The sequence below is a fragment of the Mariniflexile sp. AS56 genome (genome assembly GCF_030552475.1).
In the GTDB taxonomy this organism is placed as follows: domain Bacteria; phylum Bacteroidota; class Bacteroidia; order Flavobacteriales; family Flavobacteriaceae; genus Mariniflexile.
In genome coordinates, this window is record NZ_JAUPED010000001.1 from 454,389 (window position 1) to 474,688 (window position 20,300).

The window sequence follows — 20,300 nt, forward strand, 5'->3', positions numbered from 1 at the left end:
GCAAACGTTTGCGGGAACGATTGCAATTTAAATTAAATATAATTAGAAATGAAAAAAGAGGTCACAACTCTAAAAAAACTAGCCAAAGAACTAAAGCTTTCAACCTCAACCATTTCAAGAGCTTTAAACGATCATCATGATATAAGCGACGCAACCAAAGAACGCGTTAAGAAACTTGCGGCTGACTTAAACTATGTTCCAAATATCTTCGCTAAAGGCTTTCGTGCGCATAAAACAAACATTATAGGTGTGGTGGTTTCAAATGTCACCCATCATTATACCACTATTATTGTTCGGGGTATTCTCGAGGAAGCGGCCTCCAAGGGCTACAAGGTTATTATTTCAGAATCTAATAATGATATTGCTAAACAAACCGAAATGCTAAATACCATGATTCAATTTGGTGTAGATGGTATTTTGTTATCCCTATCTAAAATGACCCGCGATATAGATCATGTTCTTAAAATATTAGATACCATTCCGCTTATTTTATTCGATAAAGTATCAAGTAAAATACCTTGTACCCAAGTGGTAATTAATGATGAAGAAGCTGCCTACAATGCGGTTGAACACCTTATTAATGTTGGTAAAAAAAGAATCGCCATTATAAAGGAGTCTGAATTCTCATATAATTCTGAAAAACGTTATAAAGGTTATTTAAGAGCCTTAAAAGAGCACAACATTCCGGTAGATGAAAAAATTATATTAAGTTGTGATGACATTAATATGGAACAAGGTAAACGACTCACAAACATACTTCTAAGCTTAAAAGAAAAACCCGATGCCATTTTCGCTATTACTGATACGGCAGCTATTGGAGCTATAAAAACGCTTAATAAATTTAACATAAGCATACCTGAAGACATTGCTGTAGTTGGTTTTAGCAACAATGTAAACTCTACAATTATAGAACCTCAGCTCACCACCATAGACCAACCTGGTTATAGAATAGGGCAAACAGCCGTAAGTTTTCTAGTCGATGAAATAAATGCCCCAAATACTGTTTTAATAAACAAAACCATTGAAATAAAAACAAACCTCATCATTAGAGCTTCTAGCTTTAAAATTTAACCTGATTCATGACAAAAATTTAATTTATAATAGCTTATATTTTAATACATTTGCCCCCATGAATTATATTGAAGCTGTCATTTTAGCCATCATAGAGGGCATTACAGAATACTTACCTATTTCATCTACAGGGCATATGATTATTGCATCGTCCTTTATGAAAATAGCAGGAGACGATTTTACAAAACTTTTCACCATTGTGATTCAATTAGGCGCTATTCTATCTGTAGTGGTTTTATATTGGAAACGCTTTTTTCAAAGTTTAGACTTTTATTTCAAACTCTTAGTCGCTTTTATTCCAGCCGTTGTTTTAGGATTGCTTCTAAATGATGTGATAGATAGCTTATTAGAAAGCCCCATAGTTGTTGCCATCACCTTAATTCTAGGAGGTATTCTATTGTTAAAAGTGGACGATTGGTTTAAAGCCAACGAAGTTCACGACGACGCAAACCCAGACGCTCACACAAAAATAAGTTACGCCACGGCGTTAAAAATTGGTTTTTTTCAATGCCTTGCCATGATTCCTGGAACTTCGCGCAGTGGCGCTAGTATTGTGGGTGGAATGACACAAAAACTAAACAGAAAAACAGCCGCGGAATTTTCATTCTTCTTAGCCGTTCCAACCATGTTTGGTGCCACCGCTAAAAAACTATATGATTATTATAAAGCAGGCTTCACCCTGAGTAGCGAACAAATAAACTACCTTATTATTGGAAATGTGTTAGCCTTTATTGTGGCTTTAATTGCCATAAAATCGTTTATAGATTATTTAAGTAAAAAAGGTTTTAAAGTTTTTGGTTATTACCGTATTATACTTGGTATCGCATTATTATTCATTCATTTTTTCATCTATAAATTAACCATTGTTTAATGCTAAACGTTGAAGATTATCTATCTGGCCAAGTACTATTAATTGACAAACCGCTACACTGGACGTCGTTTCAAGTGGTTAACAAATTACGCTGGGAAATTAGACAGGCTTTTAAAATAAAAAAAATAAAAGTAGGTCATGCAGGCACTTTAGATCCGTTGGCTACAGGCTTGTTAGTTATTTGTACCGGTAAAATGACCAAAGAAATCGATTCATTTCAAGCACAAATAAAAGAATACATAGGTACTATTGTTTTAGGAGGCACTACCCCTTCATTCGATTTAGAAACCGAAATAAATGAAACCTTTCCAACCAGCCATATTACCGAGGCTTTAATTAAAGAAACTACGGCACAATTTACGGGCGAAATTCAGCAATATCCACCTGTTTTTTCAGCTATAAAAAAAGATGGAAAGCGTTTATATGAATTTGCGCGCGCTGGTGAAGAGGTAGAAATTAAACCAAGAACCGTACATATTTCAGAATTTGAAATCACCCATATTGATGGTTCTAATATTGACTTTAGAGTAGTTTGCAGCAAAGGTACTTACATACGTTCGTTGGCTAATGATTTTGGTAAAGCCTTACAATCTGGTGGACACTTATCAGCTTTAAGACGCACCAAAATTGGCGATTTTCATGTAGATCATGGTGTTACTGTAGAAACTTTTATTAAAAACATTGCTTCGGAATAATTGTTGATGTTTGTTTCTTCATAAAAACGAATGTTTATGAAGCGTATTTACCTCCTGTTTGGTATCGTATTTTCCATGTCTCTTGTTTCATTTTCACAAATTGAAAACGAAAAAACACACGGTATTTACTATAAAGTGTCTTTAGCGACTACGCTATCTATAAACAAAGCATATACTTTAGACCAAGATGATGATTCTGGGCCACTTATTAACCCCAGCGCCTTGTTTGTTAACAATACTATTGGTTATCAATTTGACCAACGCACCATGATTGGGCTTAATTTTGAATACAACTACCACTCACAAGAAGGTCTTCATTTCTTCCCCACCTATTTACACCTTCAACATAATATCATAGTAGATGATACCAATGTATTTGTACGTGGTGGTTACGGCACACTTCTAGGCATGGGAAAATCGTTTGAAAAAGGAAACATGTATAAACTAGGCGTAGGAATTCAAGAGGTGTTTATGAACAGCAACTCCCTACATTTCGGTTTAGATTTTACTCGAAAACGTTTTGGCTATAGAACCTTAGAAGGCTTATCGAGTGTATCTATTTTCTTGGAATTCATGTTACTTTAAACTTTTTGTGTTATTTTGTCGTATATAGTTATGTATTTCACATAAAACAATCTATTTGCGCCTAACAGATCAACATAAAGCCTTATTAATTACTGTTCTTATCTCAGGAACGGTGCTATTAACCGTTTTTAATATCAACTTAAAAAACATCGAGGAGGCAGTTACTGAAAGCTACTACGAAATAGAACCTGAAAAAGCACCCACCGAAGAAGAACAGAAAATCATCGAGGCCTTAGAGAAACAAAACAGCAGTAAGGCTGAAACCAATAGCGCTTTTAACGAAACCGATAAAACCAAACATTTTGCACAGGCCTACAAGCAAATTGCTCCGCCCGAAGATTATGTACCATCTTCTAGCGAGGAAAACGATGGGGAAGCTGATGAATCGAATAGCTTTGGCGCAAACAAGCCTATAAAACCGGCTGTAAACAAAGAAGAACTATCATCCTACAGCAAAGTAAACGATTTACTAAAACAGCAACAAAACACGGGTGTTAACACCAAAAGCACCATTAGCTTTTCATTGGTTAACAGAAAAAAAGTATACATTCCTATACCCGTTTATTTATGCGAGGAAGACGGCAAAATAGTTATAAACATTACCGTGAATGCTAATGGCAGTGTGATAGACACCTATGTAAACAACGCTTCAAATTCTAAAAACGCCTGTTTAATTGAACACGCCTTAGAGTATGCTAAAAGTTCCCACTTTAGTGCCGATCCTTCTAAAAAGACACAAATAGGCTCAATAACCTTTACCTTTATTGGCAAACACTAGGCTGTAATTCACAAAGCACCTGGGTAACATCCTCAATAATATTCTGGCCTTTATTACTGTTATACCAATGCTGTAATTCCTCTTTAAATTCAGGAGTTAAAGCACCATGCTCTGCTTTATAATTATTTACAAGATTTGTAGCCTCACTCGGTCTTGGTCCATAACTATTCAGAACACGTTTTGTGCTATCATCAATCATAATAATTTTAGGTATCGAGCGACTTCCGTTGGTTAAAAAAGCATCCATGAGTTCTGGGTTTTCATCACGAAGTACAATTTTCATGGTAATATGATTGTTTAATTCCGCTACTTTATTCAATACAGGCATTACATGTGCTGCATCGCCACACCAGCTTTCGGTAATAACCAACCAGGTCACTTTCGTTTCAAATTCAGCTAATAGTGCTTGGGAGGACTCCGATACTTTTACGGTTTTATCCCAACGGTTCATTCGCTTATTATTAAGTTTGGTATATCCCGCTAAAGCCTCCGTTTTCTCGTTCCCTGTTGTAGAGTCTTGATCAGCCAATTGCTTAACCAAGTCTCTGTATGCTGTATAAGTAATTCCGTTTTTTAAACTGTTTCCTATTATTGAATTCATGCTGTTACCTTTAATTGAATAGACACAAAATTAGTACCTACTTGTTTTATATTAGATGATAATTGTCATACTTTTACTTTAAACCTTACAAATAAAACATAATGTCTGAAAAGCACAAATGCGGTTGGTGTGTTGGCGATACCTTATATGAAGCATATCACGACCAGGAATGGGGTGTTCCTGTTTATGACGATGCCACCCTTTTTGAATTTTTAATTTTAGAAACATTTCAAGCAGGTTTAAGCTGGATTACCATTTTGCGTAAACGTGAAAATTTCAGAGCGGCTTTTGATGATTTTAATTACAAAAAAATAGCCACTTATAAGCAAACTAAAATAGACGCCTTACTTCAAGACGCTGGTATTGTTCGAAATAAATTAAAAGTACAGTCCGCTATTACCAATGCCCAATTGTTCATGAAAATACAAGAAGAATTTGGCAGTTTCAGCACTTACATCTGGAATTTTGTTGATGGCAAACCCATCAAAAATAAGGTTAAAATTTACAAAGAAGCACCGCCAACCACCGCTATAAGTGATGCTTTAAGCAAAGACCTAAAAAAACGCGGATTTAAATTTGTTGGTAGTACCGTTATATACGCTTTCATGCAAGCAACAGGTATGGTTAACGACCATGAAATGGCGTGTTATAGGTATGAGGAGGTTTGATGTAAGCTCTTGATCACTACCACATCACAACTTATTAAACGCCTTACCCTCAGCTTCCGTAAATAATCTGGAATGAATAATAAACCGGAGCCCCAGAGGGATTTCCAAAGAAAAACTTGCTCCTCTCCCTTCTGTTATATCAACGGTTAAATGGGTATGTCTCCAATATTCAAACTGGTCTTTGTTCATATAAAAGTTCACATCTCCAATAGTGCCTAATAAAATATCGCTTTCATCTAAATACAATTCACCTTCAGGAAAAATCATGGGCGAAGAGCCATCGCAACACCCACCGCTTTGATGAAAAATTAATTCGCCGTGCGCCTCTTGCAATTGCCTTACTATTTTGGCTGCTGCTTCTGTAATTTCAACTCGTTTCATCTGCTTCTCTATTTAAAAAAAGGCTGGACTTTTAAACCATCCAGCCTTCCATTAGTATTAAATTGCTATTAAAAGAATCCTAATTTATTTTTGTCATAAGAAATTAACATGTTTTTAGTTTGGCGGTAATAGTTTAACATCATCACATGGTTTTCTCTACCAAATCCAGATTTTTTATAACCACCAAAAGGCGCATGTGCAGGGTAAGCATGGTAGCAATTCACCCAAACACGTCCTGCTTTTATAGCTCTTGGAATTTGATATAATTGATGCGCATCTCGAGTCCACACACCAGCTCCCAAACCATACAGTGTATCATTCGCGATTTCGATGGCTTCCGCTTCATCTTTAAATTTGGTAACGCATAAAACAGGTCCGAAAATTTCTTCCTGAAAAACCCTCATTTTATTATGACCTTCTAAAATGGTTGGTTGAATATAAAACCCATTAGCTAAATCACCACTCAATTTATTAGCAGCACCTCCTGTTAATACTTTAGCACCTTCTTCTTTCCCTATTTTAAAATAAGATTGAATTTTTTCATATTGATCATTAGACGCTTGTGCACCTACCATGGTATTCACATCATAAGGATTATCTTGAATAATTGCCTTAGTCCTGGCCACAACACGCTCCATAAAGGCATCATAGATATCTTCCTGCACTAGTAACCTAGAAGGACAAGTACATACTTCACCTTGATTGAATGCGAACAATACGGCGCCTTCTATAGCTTTATCTAAATAGGCATCATCTTCATCCATAACCGAGTTAAAAAACACATTAGGCGATTTACCACCTAACTCCATAGTTACTGGATTCAGGTTTTTTGATGCGTATTGCATAATTAATTGTCCCGTAGTTGTTTCCCCCGTAAAGGCAACTTTATCGACACGAGAACTTGAAGCTAGAGGTTTACCCGCTTCTGGTCCAAAACCATGAATTATATTTACAACACCAGGAGGAAAAACATCTGCTATTTTTTCCATTAATAAGGTGGCCGATGATGGTGTTTGTTCGGCAGGTTTTAAAACCACACAATTACCTGTTACTAAAGCAGGTGGCATTTTCCAGGAAAGCATTAACAACGGGAAATTCCAAGGTATAATTTGCCCAACAACACCAAGAGGCTCTTTAATATTCATGGATAACGTATTCTGGTCTAGCTCTGTCGCGCCACCTTCTTCGGAACGTATACAAGCTGCAAAATAACGCCAATGGTCTACTGCTAAAGGAATATCTGCGTTAAGCGTTTCTCTAATTGGCTTCCCATTATCACAGGTTTCTACCAGTGCAAACTCTTCTAAATTAGCTTCAATAATGTCTGCTACTTTATTAAGTAATGTCGCCCGTTCTGTAGCCGAGGTATTCCCCCAAGCTTCTTTTGCGGCATTGGCAGCATCTAAAGCCAATTCGACATCTTCTTTTTGGGATCTCGGATATTTAGCAATTAAACTATTATCAATTGGCGATCTATTTTCAAAATATTCGCCACCAATAGGAGGCACAAATTTTCCGTTTATAAAATTGTGATATTTCTCTTTAAATTCAGGCTTAGAATAACTCATACATTCTCGGGTTTAATTAGTAAATATTTAATTTTTATAAAGTTATTTTATCATATTCTATTTAAATAGTACATTTTTACTATATATTTGAACATATCTATCAAATTTTATTTAATGTGATTTTTTAGAAATAGTAGACATGAGTAAATTACTTAGCAAACATAGAAGCACGAGAAAACTCACTACACTTGTAGAGAACAGAACGACTTACAACTCTGAGTATGCCGAACTAAATATTTATGAAACTCATGCCTTTGCTGAAAAAGTCTGTTTAAAATTCGATTTTCCCATTATTGCAAGCATGCTAACCGGAAAGAAAATCATGCATTTGGATGGTTTTGCTCCGTTTGATTTTTACCCTGGCGAATCGGTAGTGATGCCCACCAATAAGGAAATGGTTATTGATTTCCCTATCGCAACAAAAGATAGACCCACACAATGTTTAGCATTGGGTATAGATGAGTTTAAAATTGATGAAGTTGTAGGCAAATTTAACCAACGTGTCGCTATAGAAAACGAAAACAATACCTGGAGTATTGACGAAACAACCTCGCACTTAATTAATAACACCGATGTAAATCATTTAATTGAGCGCCTCACTTATACGTTTACAAACAACAACAAATCGAAAGATGTTCTACTTGATTTAATGATTCAAGAACTAATTGTTCGATTATTACAAACCAATGCGCGATCGTTAATAGTAACCAATTCAAACCAAATTTTTAACGACACCCGAATAGGAACGGTTATTAAATACATAAAAGACCATTTAACAAACAAGGATATTACGGTTGAATTATTAGCGGAAAAAGCACATATGAGTGCGTCTCACTTTCATAAACAGTTTAAAAACACCTTGGGAATCTCCCCGATAGATTATATAAATTCTGAAAAAATTAAGTTTTCGAAGAAAATGATTAAGGAGAATAAAAATTTCAGATTATCTGAAGTCGCATTTAAGGCGGGTTTCAATAATACGAGTTATTTTAACCGACAATTTAAAAAACATGAAATGATTACACCTAGTCAATTCATTAAATCCTTTCATCAACAAGATTCTTTACAATAACTCCGAAACGGAATTCTATTTCTAGTGGGATCTAAACACTTTTTTGCTTCAAAAAATCAATCTTTTTCGAAACACTTCCCGATTCCATAAACCTTATAATCTTAAACAGAATCTGCTCAATAGTACCTTTACACAGTATTTGTTCAGACAGCACCGCTATTTTGCCGTCTCGCACTAAAACCACTTGCGCTTCATTTCCTTTTTCTTTTGCTAAAACCAATTCATTTGCAAATTTCCAAGCGCCATCTCTAGCAATTCCCATGCTGAAATTTATCACAAAATTATCAACCTTTTTTACCCGTTTTAAAATCCAGACTAAAGGCCGCCATATTAATGATAAATCGGTTTTAATCTCATCGACCAAGGAGCCGAGAATCTCGTTAATTTTATTAAAATCAGATTGCAATTGATGCATCTCTGAAGCTTTGGACACTTGAGTCGCAGCAATACCTAAATCTAGATTGATGTGGGCGTTCATCCCTAGCATTAAATGTTGTAGCACAATTAGATCTTTATTCATCGCCAAATCGAAAGCAATTTTCCAAGATTTCGTATTTTTAATGCCTTGTTTATAATTTGAATAGGCTACTAAGAATCGGTTTGCAAAAATGATGTCTAATTGCTCCATTCGCACATCGTCATCAAAATAATTTTGATTCAATTTACCCTTAACAGCAATGGTTACCTTTTGGTATAGAGCCGCAAAATACCCTAAAGTACTTTCTTCCTTTTTTGATGTTTGGATTATTTCTTCCAAAAACACAATAACTTCGTCAATTGTTTTTGCTTCCATATTTAAAAAATTAAGTAATTCTCTTGGTATTGAATACCACCTAAACTAAAAACTGATTACACTGTTTTAAGATACATCTAAATATCCAATAAAGGTGTTTCGAGGTATTTCTTCTGCACCCAAACTTTCTAGATGGCTGGTATACACTTGGCAATCTATAAGTTTATAGTCTGTATTTTGAATAAAAGTAATAAAGGCAATTTTACTGGCATTACTTTTATTAGCAAACATACTTTCACCACAAAACACACCGCTCCCTACATCAACCCCGTAAAAACCACCAATTAATCTATGATTATCCCAAACCTCCACAGAGGTTGCATACCCTAAATCGTGTAATTTCACATAGGCTTCAATCATATCATTAGTAATCCACGTTCCTGGTTGTCCATCACGTTTTGCAACAGCACACTCTGTAATTACAGCTCTAAAATCTTTATTGATAGTCACTTCATAGTCCTTATTCCTCAGCACTTGTTTCATGCTTTTTGAAACTTTAAGCTTTTCTGGAAACAATACAAAACGTGGATTTGGTGACCACCACAAAATAGGCTCACCTTCATTAAACCATGGAAATACCCCGTGTTGATAGGCATATACCAACCGTGCTACCGATAAGTCGCCACCAATGGCCAACAAACCGTCTTCGGTTGCTTGGGATAAATCTGGAAATTTTATGTCTTGGGTTAACACCTTCATAAGTAGCTTAATATTCTATAAAAATAAAAAACCTCCAGGTTAAAAAACAAGGAGGTTATTAATATTATGTGATTCCCGACTGCGCGAGAACGACAAACCAGTTTAATTAAAACGGTAAATCGTCGTGATCATCTTCTTTTAAATCGCCTGCAGGCTCAAAAGCATCCATTGGTGGAACTGGAGGCAAACTTCCATCTGCACTAGCTTCTTGTGAAGCTTCAATTCTCCAACCTTGAATCGAGTTAAAATATTTAGTTTCACCTTGTGGGTTCACCCATTCTCTACCACGTAGATTGATGCTTATTTTTACTTGTTGTCCGGCTTTATAACTGTTAAGTAAATCACATTTATCTTGCACAAACTCCACCATAATGTGTTGTGGATATTGTTCTTCTGTGGTTACTACAACCTCTCTTTTTCTAAACCCATTACCTCCAAAAGTTTGAGTTTCTCCTACCATTTTAATTCTTCCTTGAACTTCCATTTAATCTATTTTTATTCTTATTATTTATTCACTACTCGTTGCTCTCTAAAATTTAAGACAACAATACTTTCCAAGCACTTTCCACATCACCAAAACTCAAATAATTACGAGCCAGTTTATGTTTTTCTCTGTGTGTTGCCGTTTTTATATCTGGATGGTTTGCACCAACTTCTTCAATAAACGCTTGAACATCTTTCATGGTTGGTAAACGTTCTACATTACCCAACATGCCCAAATCGTTCCCGGTTAACACCATGCTATTTTTAATAGCTTCTGGGAAACTATCAACCCCAATACCTAAAGTTGTTAATGGTTTCGGTATTTCAAAAAAGCCTTTCTTAGCACGACTGTAGTAACTACCACCAGCACGAGCTACTAAATCTAACTTTATCTGGTTTATAGAACCGTCTGCATCCAGTACATCTTCGTCTATATGAAACTTTACAACTTCACAAATCACCAAATTCCCTGCACCACCTTCAGCTCCTAATTCAATAATATCATTCACCTTACATTCTAATTGTATGGGTGATTCTGCTACGCGAAACGGCTTAACCACATCGGACTTTAACATGGTAAAACCAGCCTTTTCAAATTCATTTACCCCTTCAGGATAATCGGTACTTGATAAGGATGTTTGATGAACCATTTCAAAACTCACAACATTTATAACGACTTCTTTTGTAGCCATAACGTTTTTAAGTGTGTGCTTAACCGTATTGTCTCTTACACGACGTGATGGTGAAAAAATCAATATTGGTGGGTTCGCACTAAACACATTAAAAAAGCTAAACGGCGACAAATTAGCATTCCCATCAACATCAACAGTACTCGCAAAAGCAATAGGCCTAGGCGCTACAGCACTTAACAAATAACCGTGTAATTTACTGGTTGATAAGGTTTTTGGGTCTATTGAAAGCATCGCTCTTTTTTAATTTCAACAAAGCTAACAATTTATTCTATAATTACTTAACAAAATAATGCCGTTAGTTTTACACAGTTAAAAATATCTAATTTTAAACTGCGTTGGCAAATGTAACCAATCTATAGTATAACAAAAAACCATTTTACTAACAACTTGAACAATAATATTAACAGATTTGCATTATATTACCAGTTATAAAATTAAGAATGATTTTTACGAAATATAGTAATACACTGCGCTGGGTAATTATAATAGCTTCATTTGCTATTGTTTCACTTATTTTATGGAAAACCTTTGAGTTTTTTCAACATTTTAAAGAAGAAGAACGCAGCAAAATGGAAAATTGGTCGTTTGCACAAACCGATTTTATAAATTCTGATACCAATGCGAATTTAGATTTAACCCTAAAAATACTTAACAGCAATATAACGACACCCATGTTGGTAATTAATCAAGATGGAAGTTTAGGCAGTTATAACAATATTAATGAAGCTAAAATTTCCGACTCGTTATACCTTAAAAAATTAATAGTAAGGTTTCAAGAAGAAAACAACCCCATTCCCGTAAAATTAGGTGAAAGCGTGGTAGGCACCATTTACTATGGAAATTCAGAATTATTAAACAAATTAAAATACTACCCACTGGCTTTATTGCTTATTGTTTTTCTTTTTGGCGCCGTTATTTTCTTTTTCTACCGAAGCAATAAAAATGCCACCCAAAACAAATTATGGTCTGGCATGGCTAAGGAAACTGCACATCAAATAGGCACGCCTTTATCTTCATTAATTGGTTGGACTGAAATATTAAAATCTGAAAACACAAATCCAGAATATATAGTTGAAATTGAGAAGGATATTGACAGGCTTCAAACCATTACCGAACGTTTTAGTAAAATAGGCTCTGTGCCCACTTTAGAAGTTGCCGATATTGTTAAAGAAACCATTGACTCTTATGATTATTTAAAAACAAGGTCTTCAAACCTTATAGAATTTGATCTTACAATTCCGGATGATCCCATTCAAGTTAATTTAAACAAACAACTTTATAGTTGGTGTATAGAAAATTTGGTGAAAAATGCGATTGACGCTATGAGGGGCCGCGGAAAACTTGCTGTAGAAATTTCTCAATTAGAAAACACTATTATGGTAACTGTAACCGATACCGGAAAGGGACTTTCTAAAAAGGATTTTAATAAAATATTCGAACCTGGATACACTACCAAGAAACGTGGTTGGGGTCTAGGTTTATCGCTTACAAAACGTATTATTGAAGATTTTCACGATGGAAAAATAAAAGTGTTACAATCTGAAAAAGATAAAGGAACCACGTTTCAAATAATACTAAAACGTGCTTAAACTCTAAATTATGACCGAACAATTTGTATTTATTAAGGAAGTTGATTTAAACAACAACTGCCCCACATGTTTTAATACGGATGGTTTGCGCCTAACTATTAAGCAAAAAATGGTGGAAACAGATTTCTATAAAGCCATTACCGCTGAAATTAAATATGATTTGGCTTGTAAAACATGTAAAACCGACATCTACCCTGTTAATTGGACTGAAGACATTGATCGGGTTGTTGAATATCACAAAAAAGCAGTAAAACCAAAAAAGACCTCGACTCGCTTAAAAAAAACGTCGTGGTTGGCTATTTTTTCGGGCATCATTGTGGTTATTTGTATTGTTTCGGCAATAATCTACACCAGCTTATAATTCTGCCTTAATGCGACTTGCAAGTTCCTGAAACGCCTCCGTAGATAGCTTTGTTTTTTGAATAAACCGAGCGTCATCCATAGTATGTAACGGAATTAAATGCACATGGGCATGAGGCACTTCTAAACCAATAACTGTCACCCCAACGCGCTTACACGGTATAGCTTTTTCAATAGCGATAGCTACACGTCTAGAAAACTGCATTAAACCCGTATATGTGGCTTCATCTAAATCGAAAATTTTATCAACTTCTTTTTTAGGAATGCATAACGTATGTCCTTCTGTATTTGGGTTTACGTCTAAAAAAGCTAAAAACTCGTCTGTTTCAGCAATCTTGTAGCAAGGTATTTCGCCATTAATTATTTTAGTGAAAATTGAAGCCATAATGTTTATTGAGGGTAAGTGAATAATTGTAAATATAAAAGATTCCTGATTAAATAAATCAGGAATCTTTTATATATTTTTTTTGATTTTTATTTCAAATTAAATAGTGTTTAAAAATCGTAAAGTGTACGCTTACGCGCGAATGAATTATCTTGAAATTTCTATAATATCAAACTTAATCACGCCGTTTGGCACTTGTATTTCGGCTACATCTCCAACAGATTTTCCTAACAAGCCTTTACCAATAGGTGAATTAACAGATATTTTACCTGTAGCTAAATTAGCCTCACCATCAGCCACTAACATATAGTTCATTTCCATACCTGTGGTTTGGTTCTTTATTTTCACTTTAGATAGCACTAATATTTTGGTACTATCTAATTGAGACTCGTCAATAAGTCGCGCTCCTGCCAATGCATCCTCTAATTTAGCAATACGCATTTCCAACATCCCTTGCGCTTCTTTAGCAGCATCATATTCAGCATTTTCACTTAAATCACCTTTATCTCTAGCTTCTGCAATAGCTCTAGATGCTTTTACGCGTTCCACATCTTTTAACTGCTTAAGCTCTTCTCTTAATTTTTTTAACCCTTCTGGTGTATAGTATGATACTTTACTCATAACTTCATCGTTTTATTAATAATAAAATGCTGAAACCCACTTCAATAATAATCAGTGCAGGAGTTCAGCATAAAAAAATCCCGTTTACACGAGATTGAATAACAAATATACAAAATATTTAACTCATTTTGCTTAATGTTGTAAATTGAAAATTATGGCCCAATTACATATGAAATCCCTTTTATTCTTACTTAGTTTTTTACTTTTAGCCGCTTGCAGCACCAATGGCACTGTTACAGAAAACCCTTATTTACCAAACTACCAATTTAACACTGGAAGCTTAATAAACACCAATTTACCGGAGTTTAGTCAATTAAAATTCCCTGGTAATTTTGTTATTTTAAACAGTCCGTATGGCATAAACGGCGTGGTTCTATACTATGCTGGCGCTAACAACTACAATGCTTTTGAAATAACAGATCCCAACCACCAAATAAGCAGCTGCTCCAAACTAAGTGTTGCAGGCATTATAGCCACATGTAATTGTGACGATGGGAATTCTTATGATATTTTAAACGGGATAAGAAGAGAAGGCACTACGGGTTCTTACACCTTAATTCGTTACAGGGTTGATGTTTCTGGCTCGATTATTCGAGTTTATAATAACTAAAAAAGCGACTCCCGTAAGAACCGCTTTTCCAAATTAAAATTTGAGGCAAAAATTAAAATTTTAAAGTCGCTCCTACTAAAAAGTTAGTAGTTGCTTGCGGATAATACCCTGCACCTTCAATGGTTGTAGTGGCATTTGGGTCTGACCACGTATCATCATAAGTGAAATAATACCCGTTAGATATATATTTCTCTCCAAAAATATTATTTACCAATCCTGAAAATAGAATGGATTTGAATACTGAATTCAATTTCAATTCATAAGTAATATTGAAATCGTTCACGAAATAACTTTCTAATTTTGAAGCGTCAGAATCTGAATTCCCCATAAACTGCTCGCCCACAAACTTACTTAAGAAAGACATTTGCAAACTATTTATTGGCTGAAACACCAACGCATTTGCCGCAACAAGTTCTGGTGAAAATGAAATATTAGTTTCACCTAAATTCACAAAAGCCCCATCCTTTGAAACCACAGCCTCCTCGTTTTTATTTGAACTTATGGTAAAATTAGGTCGAATGGCAAACTGCTTAGATACTTGAATACCCGCATCAACCTCTAAACCTAAACGGTAACTTTTACCACTATTCTCCCTTATAGGTGACCCCACATCATCAAGAGCACCGGTTAAAGTTAACTGCTCATTATATCTCATATAGTAACCATTAATACTCACATTAAAGGCTTTATTGGTATGTCTCCAACCCAACTCAAAATCGTTTAATTGTTCTGGTTTTATTTCTGGATTGTTTTCAAAATCATTACGGCTTGGTTCACGATTTGCTCTGGCATACGAGAAATAAATGTTATTATCCGCATCAAACTCATAAGTTATACCTGCTTTTGGGTTGAAAAAATTAAAAGTTTCATCTACTAATAAACTCACCCTATCAGATGTTAATCCTGTTGTTTTATAATCTACAACACGCGTTTGTAAATCACCATACAAACTTATTTGATCACTTAATTTGTACGTCGCTTTTATAAAATTACTAAAATCCTTCTTCACCCCTTTGCCATCATAATAATGATCACCAAACTCTGAATTACTCGCATAACGGGCCCAGATAATTTCACCAAAATGCTTACCAACATACTTACTGTAAGACAAACCGAAAGACATATCTAACTCACCCGTTTTATAGTTAGCGCTTCCATTAACCACATAAAAATCATTATCTAACCAACGTCTGCGAATTAAATCGGTGCTATTAATGGTTTCTCCACCCATGGTGATTTCATCTAAATCATAATCGGCAAAATCTTCATCGACCTTATATTGCTCAAAATAACCACGACCATATGTGTAATTCAACCCTAAATTAGTAGACCACTTATTATCAAAACGCTCGTTCCAATGCAATTGGTAATGATCTTGTTTGTAATTATCAACCTCATTCTCATAGGTGTAGTAATTATACCTTCTATCTGAATTTCTAAGGTTTTCTGCCTCAGCATCTGATAGATAATTTTCTGAAATATAAGCTTCAACACCTGCAGTATCTCCATTAATTCTAGCCAAAGGCGTACCATACCATGCTTGATATGTTAGTTCATGCCCACCAAACACCAAGGCTTTCAATAAGGTATTACCATCTTTATAAACACCTTGAAGGAAATACGATTTTAAATCGGAAGCAGCTCTATCTATATACCCATCAGAATTAATTTGGGATAAACGTCCAGACAACTCAAAGTGATCATTAATTAACCCTGTACTAAATTTTACATTATGCTTTCTCGTATTATAACTACCAAAAGCATTTGAAATTTCGGCATTTGCTTCATACGAAACAGCATCGGTTAAAATGTTTATACTCGCACCGAAAGCGCCCGAACCATTGGTAGATGTACCTACACCACGTTGCAACTGTAAGCTTTCCACTGAAGAAGAAAAATCAGGTAAATCAACCCAATACGACCCCATCGACTCACTATCGTTATAAGGAATCCCGTTGATAGTCACATTGGTGGATTGCCCACTTACACCACGCACACGAATACCAGTGTAACCCACGCCAGCACCGGCATCTGAAGTGGTAACAACAGACGGTAAATAATTTAGTAAAATAGGCAAATCTTGACCTAAATTACGTTTTTCTAAATCTTCTTTGGTAATGTTTGAATGCGTAATAGGTGATGTGGCATTAACACGAACAGCACTCACTAAAACCTCATCTAGTTTTTCTGTTTTAGTAGAATCTTGCTGAATTTGATTCTTTTGTGCTGAAACACTAATAGTTAACACGAAGAGTGTTAAAAAAAGAAACATGTTTTTAGTTTTGACAACTTTATTTTGAAAGTCAAAACTGAATTTCATAAAAAAGCAATTAACACTTTTTGACGAAGGAATAAGAAAAGTAGATTTCATTACGATTATACTTATAATCGAATAAAAAGAGGTCATTATTCTTAATAGTTAAAAAATTTAATTTTGATACTTTCTTTTGAAAAAAGACCTTCAGTATCTACTTTAGGCAACTCTAAACAAAAATATAATATCTAATTAGCGATTATCGCATCCCTAAACAGCATTACCTGTTCTAGGTTCATTGGGTATGATCTCAGCCGATTTAGGCACCCCTTTTTTGAGAACGCTGCAAATGTACTAACCAATTAGCAATTGTCAATTATCAATTGTTATTTTTTTTCAATCTACATCAGGCTTTCGTCTATTCGCCTTCTTATCAGACAGATTACGCTTACTTTTTAGGCGCTTTTTAATAACGGCTCTTGGAATTTTTGTTGGGATTCTTCTTTTAGGAATGAGTAAACCGTTTTTAATAAGTTCAAAAAAACGTTTTATTACGAGTTCTTTATTTTTATGCTGACTTCTACTTTCATCACATTGCAACATTAAAACACCTTCCTTAGTTAGCCTATTTTGAAGTTTATTTATAAGTCGCACTTTTAATACTTCATTAAAAACCGACGATTCAAACACATTAAAAGTAAGTTCTACTTTTGATGATACTTTATTTACATGTTGCCCACCAGCACCCGAACTTCTAACGGCCTTAAAAGTCAATTCTTGAAACAAAGCGTCTTTATTCAACATTATTATACTTGGTGCGCGGGCTTTAATAAATCGTTTACTGTTTTTACTGGATGGAAGGTTTCTACAGGAATTTCAACAAAAATAGTATTCCAAAAAGCCATAGTACCATTCCATAACCCAGGAAGCTCTAGAGCCTTGATATCTGTACCATTTTGGGATTTTATAGTCATAAAAGCCGCGTTAGGATCTACATATTTTGTTAAATCGAATTTATGTCCTTTATAATCTTTTACTGCACATACCAAATCTGTTGGATTAAAATGTGTTGCATGGTCTACAATATTTTTTTGTGATTGGTTTTCAATATCAATTTGTGCAAATTCCACTATTTGTAAAGACACCTCTCCATGATTATCTTTGACCCAAAACGGACCACCACCAGGCTCTCCTTCATTTTTAACCATCCCACAAACGCGAATGGGTCTGTTAAGTTTTTTGTGTAAATAACTTATTTTCTCTTTTAATGGATATGATTTATAAGCTTCATTTAATTCAACATTAATCCGGTTTATAACAAATAATTCTATGTTATGAACCTCATCCTCAGAAATAGTTTCGTCGTCTAACTTTTTTAAATACTTAAAAGCTTGCGTTTGTATTTGCAGAAGAATACCTGCCAACATTTTTTTACAATTAGAAATTTCGAAATTTTGCTCTAAAACAACAATATTATCAATATTTTTAATAAAAATAAGATCAAAATCGAGTGTGTTTAGGTTTTCAACTAATGCCCCGTGACCCGATGGTCTGAATAATAATTCACCTTCTTCAGTTCTATAAAGTTCATCTTTAGAAGTTACCGCAACAGTATCTGTAGATTTACTTTGGTATGAAAAGGACACATTGAATTTTGTTTTGGTTTCATTTTCAATAGGCTCTTTAATAAGTTCCAATTCCTTTTCAAACATCGCTTGATGCACTTCTGAAATTGTAAAATGTAAATTAGCCTTATTATTTGATGAAGCATACATAATCGATTCAAATAAATGCTCTTTAAAGGCCGTTGAAATATGGCTGTCGTACTTATGAAACGGCAACAAACCTTTAGGGTAAAAACTATAATTTAATTGATCAGGATCTAACATCGTTTTCACAAATAAAAGACCTTGTTCACCAAGTGATAAACCATCAAAACCGGGTGTTATTTCAAGTACTTCTCCCCTAACAGCTTCGTAAAACGGAAACTTTTCTAAGCCTTCTAAAAACACAGAAACATCCTTATTCTTTTCCGTATAAGATTCTATCGTTTGCTTTTTGGGGTCAAATTCATTTAAAAACTGAAACAAGAATTTAAACATGCGAGTAGCCGCACCAGAAGCTGGCACAAACTTCACAACCGTAATTTGTTCGCGCTTACCATCGAAAAAATCAATACAATCAAGTTCCTGCTGTTTATTTTTTCTCAAAATTCCATTACCAATAGACGCTGCTTCTATTAGATTTGAATAAGCTGTTCCAGACTTCATAAGTTTAATCTGGGCATTAACTTTTTCTTCTGTTAATCCATGATTTTCTATTTGCTGAATATCTTGTACTGTAAACATCACTTGTTTTTAATTAATAATTTATCAATATAATTAACGGCGGTTTCTAATCGGTCTTTCATATTCCCCTTTAGCAAAACGTAGGGACGTTTATTATCTATTAAAGCCTTTTCAAAGGCCTTAAACATAGCCAACCTTTCATCTGGCTTATCTCTTAAATCGTCTGCTTCCCAAGGGGTGTCAATATAGGTTAAAAAATATAAATCGTACGTGTTTTGTAAGGCGAATTTCTCAAGAATTGGATCACAAATCCCTAAGTAATAGGCTTCAGAATACACTTTTGTTTCCAATAAATCGGTGTCACAAATTAAAACAGTATCCGTTTTTCTCGCTAACTTATTCTCTAAGTGCATTTGCCCTTCTGCAATTGGAAGTAAATCTTGAGCTTCACAAGTTTTACGCTCGTCGTTCCATTTATTTTGAAGATACTCTCTAGCATATTCTGGCACCCAAACCGAATTATAATATCTTGCCAATTGGCCAGAAAGTGTTGTTTTCCCAGTAGATTCTGGACCAAATAACACTATTTTCACACAGTTTGCAGGTTCTTGCTTATACTTTTCTTCCATTCTCTATATCCTTGAATTGCTAATATAGTAAAGATTACATACTGAAACGATAATACTCCCAGTCCTCTATAAGCATAAAGCGGAATCGTTATTAAATCAGCAATTATCCAAAGTGTCCAATTTTCAAGTTTTTTATTAGCCATATACCACATTGCCGTAAAGAAAATGCCAGAGGTTACAACATCTATATAGTTAGGAATTTGCATATCATAATTAAATGCTTGATAAACCAAATAAGTAACAATCATGGTTAAAATGAATAGTAATACCCCTAGTTGCTTTTCTTTTAAATTTGTTCTTGAAACAGGTAATACTGCAGAATTCTCCTTTTTCCTTGACCAATTCCACCACCCGTAAATACTCATAATGGAATAATAGAAATTCATCAACATATCTCCAAAATACTCATTTATATACAACAAGTAAACAGTTATCACCGTGCAAATAATACCCGTGGGATACACTAAAATATTTTCGTTTTTAGCATACCAAACACTTAAAATGCCAAACACGAACGCGATGCCTTCCAAAACTATTTGATAGGTTGGCGTATTGCGATACGCTTCTAAAAAGAAATCAAAAATCTCATTCATAATCGAACTGCACT

The 20,300-nt window shown here is 34.7% G+C and carries 24 protein-coding genes; 10 read left to right on the plus strand and 14 right to left on the minus strand.

Annotation, left to right across the window (positions count from 1 at the left end; genetic code table 11):
- Positions 1-48: 48 nt before the first annotated feature.
- From Q5N74_RS02095 to Q5N74_RS02115, 5 genes are read left to right on the plus strand one after another with little or no spacing between them, the layout of a single operon-like run.
- Positions 49-1,071 (plus strand): LacI family DNA-binding transcriptional regulator, encoded by a 1,023-nt coding sequence (locus Q5N74_RS02095; protein WP_304387035.1) that lies wholly within the window; start codon positions 49-51, stop codon positions 1,069-1,071.
- A gap of 58 nt (positions 1,072-1,129) precedes the next feature.
- On the plus strand, positions 1,130-1,942 hold the full coding sequence (locus tag Q5N74_RS02100) for an undecaprenyl-diphosphate phosphatase (RefSeq protein ID WP_304387036.1): 813 nt from the start codon (positions 1,130-1,132) through the stop codon (positions 1,940-1,942).
- Positions 1,942-2,637, plus strand: coding sequence for a tRNA pseudouridine(55) synthase TruB (gene truB / locus Q5N74_RS02105; RefSeq protein ID WP_304387037.1), 696 nt, complete (start codon positions 1,942-1,944; stop codon positions 2,635-2,637). Before Q5N74_RS02100 ends, truB begins: the two co-directional genes overlap by 1 nt.
- Before the next feature lie 36 nt (positions 2,638-2,673).
- On the plus strand, positions 2,674-3,222 hold the full coding sequence (locus tag Q5N74_RS02110; protein ID WP_304387038.1) for a hypothetical protein: 549 nt from the start codon (positions 2,674-2,676) through the stop codon (positions 3,220-3,222).
- A gap of 55 nt (positions 3,223-3,277) precedes the next feature.
- Positions 3,278-4,000, plus strand: coding sequence for a hypothetical protein (locus Q5N74_RS02115; protein ID WP_304387039.1), 723 nt, complete (start codon positions 3,278-3,280; stop codon positions 3,998-4,000).
- Here the strand turns inward: Q5N74_RS02115 and Q5N74_RS02120 are convergent.
- Positions 3,984-4,601 (minus strand): thioredoxin family protein, encoded by a 618-nt coding sequence (locus tag Q5N74_RS02120; protein ID WP_304387040.1) that lies wholly within the window; start codon positions 4,599-4,601, stop codon positions 3,984-3,986. The two genes, Q5N74_RS02115 and Q5N74_RS02120, sit on opposite strands and share 17 nt — an antisense overlap.
- A gap of 101 nt (positions 4,602-4,702) precedes the next feature.
- On the opposite strand from Q5N74_RS02120, the gene Q5N74_RS02125 reads away from it, so the two are divergent.
- Positions 4,703-5,269 carry a DNA-3-methyladenine glycosylase I gene (locus Q5N74_RS02125; protein ID WP_304387041.1) on the plus strand — a complete coding sequence of 189 codons (567 nt, stop codon included), beginning with the start codon at positions 4,703-4,705 and terminating at the stop codon, positions 5,267-5,269.
- A 24-nt stretch (positions 5,270-5,293) separates the two neighbouring features.
- On the opposite strand, the gene Q5N74_RS02130 is transcribed toward Q5N74_RS02125, so the two are convergent.
- Both Q5N74_RS02130 and Q5N74_RS02135 read right to left on the minus strand, forming a co-directional pair.
- Positions 5,294-5,650, minus strand: a complete 357-nt coding sequence (locus Q5N74_RS02130; RefSeq protein ID WP_304387042.1) for a DUF779 domain-containing protein — start codon at positions 5,648-5,650, stop codon at positions 5,294-5,296.
- Positions 5,651-5,718: 68 nt separating this feature from the next.
- Positions 5,719-7,218, minus strand: coding sequence for an aldehyde dehydrogenase family protein (locus Q5N74_RS02135; RefSeq protein WP_304387043.1), 1,500 nt, complete (start codon positions 7,216-7,218; stop codon positions 5,719-5,721).
- A gap of 139 nt (positions 7,219-7,357) precedes the next feature.
- Between Q5N74_RS02135 and Q5N74_RS02140 the strand changes: the two genes are divergently transcribed.
- Positions 7,358-8,290 carry an AraC family transcriptional regulator gene (locus tag Q5N74_RS02140; RefSeq protein WP_304387044.1) on the plus strand — a complete coding sequence of 311 codons (933 nt, stop codon included), beginning with the start codon at positions 7,358-7,360 and terminating at the stop codon, positions 8,288-8,290.
- Positions 8,291-8,321: 31 nt separating this feature from the next.
- Here Q5N74_RS02140 and Q5N74_RS02145 read toward each other — a convergent pair whose 3' ends face one another.
- From Q5N74_RS02145 to Q5N74_RS02160, 4 genes are all read right to left on the minus strand, one after another.
- Positions 8,322-9,083, minus strand: coding sequence for a DUF5995 family protein (locus Q5N74_RS02145; RefSeq protein WP_304387045.1), 762 nt, complete (start codon positions 9,081-9,083; stop codon positions 8,322-8,324).
- 66 nt (positions 9,084-9,149) lie between these two features.
- Positions 9,150-9,782 carry a leucyl/phenylalanyl-tRNA--protein transferase gene (gene aat, locus Q5N74_RS02150; protein WP_304387046.1) on the minus strand — a complete coding sequence of 211 codons (633 nt, stop codon included), beginning with the start codon at positions 9,780-9,782 and terminating at the stop codon, positions 9,150-9,152.
- Positions 9,783-9,888: 106 nt separating this feature from the next.
- Positions 9,889-10,266 (minus strand): DUF3127 domain-containing protein, encoded by a 378-nt coding sequence (locus tag Q5N74_RS02155; RefSeq protein ID WP_304387047.1) that lies wholly within the window; start codon positions 10,264-10,266, stop codon positions 9,889-9,891.
- Positions 10,267-10,318: 52 nt separating this feature from the next.
- On the minus strand, positions 10,319-11,188 hold the full coding sequence (locus Q5N74_RS02160; protein WP_304387048.1) for a flavin reductase family protein: 870 nt from the start codon (positions 11,186-11,188) through the stop codon (positions 10,319-10,321).
- Positions 11,189-11,397: 209 nt separating this feature from the next.
- Here Q5N74_RS02160 and Q5N74_RS02165 point away from each other — a divergent pair, with 209 nt between their 5' ends.
- A complete protein-coding gene (locus Q5N74_RS02165; protein ID WP_304387049.1) occupies positions 11,398-12,546 on the plus strand; it encodes a HAMP domain-containing sensor histidine kinase in 1,149 nt (382 codons plus the stop codon).
- 10 nt (positions 12,547-12,556) lie between these two features.
- On the plus strand, positions 12,557-12,907 hold the full coding sequence (locus tag Q5N74_RS02170; RefSeq protein WP_304387050.1) for a hypothetical protein: 351 nt from the start codon (positions 12,557-12,559) through the stop codon (positions 12,905-12,907).
- On the opposite strand, the gene Q5N74_RS02175 is transcribed toward Q5N74_RS02170, so the two are convergent.
- Positions 12,902-13,291, minus strand: a complete 390-nt coding sequence (locus tag Q5N74_RS02175; RefSeq protein WP_304387051.1) for an HIT family protein — start codon at positions 13,289-13,291, stop codon at positions 12,902-12,904. The genes Q5N74_RS02170 and Q5N74_RS02175 overlap by 6 nt on opposite strands.
- A 147-nt stretch (positions 13,292-13,438) precedes the next feature.
- A complete protein-coding gene (gene greA, locus Q5N74_RS02180) occupies positions 13,439-13,912 on the minus strand; it encodes a transcription elongation factor GreA (RefSeq protein WP_304387052.1) in 474 nt (157 codons plus the stop codon).
- 169 nt (positions 13,913-14,081) lie between these two features.
- On the opposite strand from greA, the gene Q5N74_RS02185 reads away from it, so the two are divergent.
- Complete coding sequence (locus tag Q5N74_RS02185; protein WP_304387053.1) at positions 14,082-14,522, plus strand: hypothetical protein; 441 nt, start codon at positions 14,082-14,084, stop codon at positions 14,520-14,522.
- 52 nt (positions 14,523-14,574) lie between these two features.
- On the opposite strand, the gene Q5N74_RS02190 is transcribed toward Q5N74_RS02185, so the two are convergent.
- From Q5N74_RS02190 to pnuC, 5 genes are all read right to left on the minus strand, one after another.
- Complete coding sequence (locus Q5N74_RS02190) at positions 14,575-16,794, minus strand: TonB-dependent receptor (RefSeq protein ID WP_304387054.1); 2,220 nt, start codon at positions 16,792-16,794, stop codon at positions 14,575-14,577.
- A gap of 378 nt (positions 16,795-17,172) precedes the next feature.
- Positions 17,173-17,580 (minus strand): alternative ribosome rescue aminoacyl-tRNA hydrolase ArfB, encoded by a 408-nt coding sequence (gene arfB / locus Q5N74_RS02195; protein WP_304387055.1) that lies wholly within the window; start codon positions 17,578-17,580, stop codon positions 17,173-17,175.
- 2 nt (positions 17,581-17,582) lie between these two features.
- Positions 17,583-19,124 (minus strand): DUF4301 family protein, encoded by a 1,542-nt coding sequence (locus Q5N74_RS02200; RefSeq protein WP_304387056.1) that lies wholly within the window; start codon positions 19,122-19,124, stop codon positions 17,583-17,585.
- Positions 19,124-19,693, minus strand: a complete 570-nt coding sequence (locus Q5N74_RS02205) for an ATP-binding protein (RefSeq protein WP_304387057.1) — start codon at positions 19,691-19,693, stop codon at positions 19,124-19,126. Before Q5N74_RS02205 ends, Q5N74_RS02200 begins: the two co-directional genes overlap by 1 nt.
- Complete coding sequence (pnuC, locus tag Q5N74_RS02210) at positions 19,654-20,286, minus strand: nicotinamide riboside transporter PnuC (protein ID WP_304387058.1); 633 nt, start codon at positions 20,284-20,286, stop codon at positions 19,654-19,656. Before pnuC ends, Q5N74_RS02205 begins: the two co-directional genes overlap by 40 nt.
- Positions 20,287-20,300: the final 14 nt, after the last annotated feature.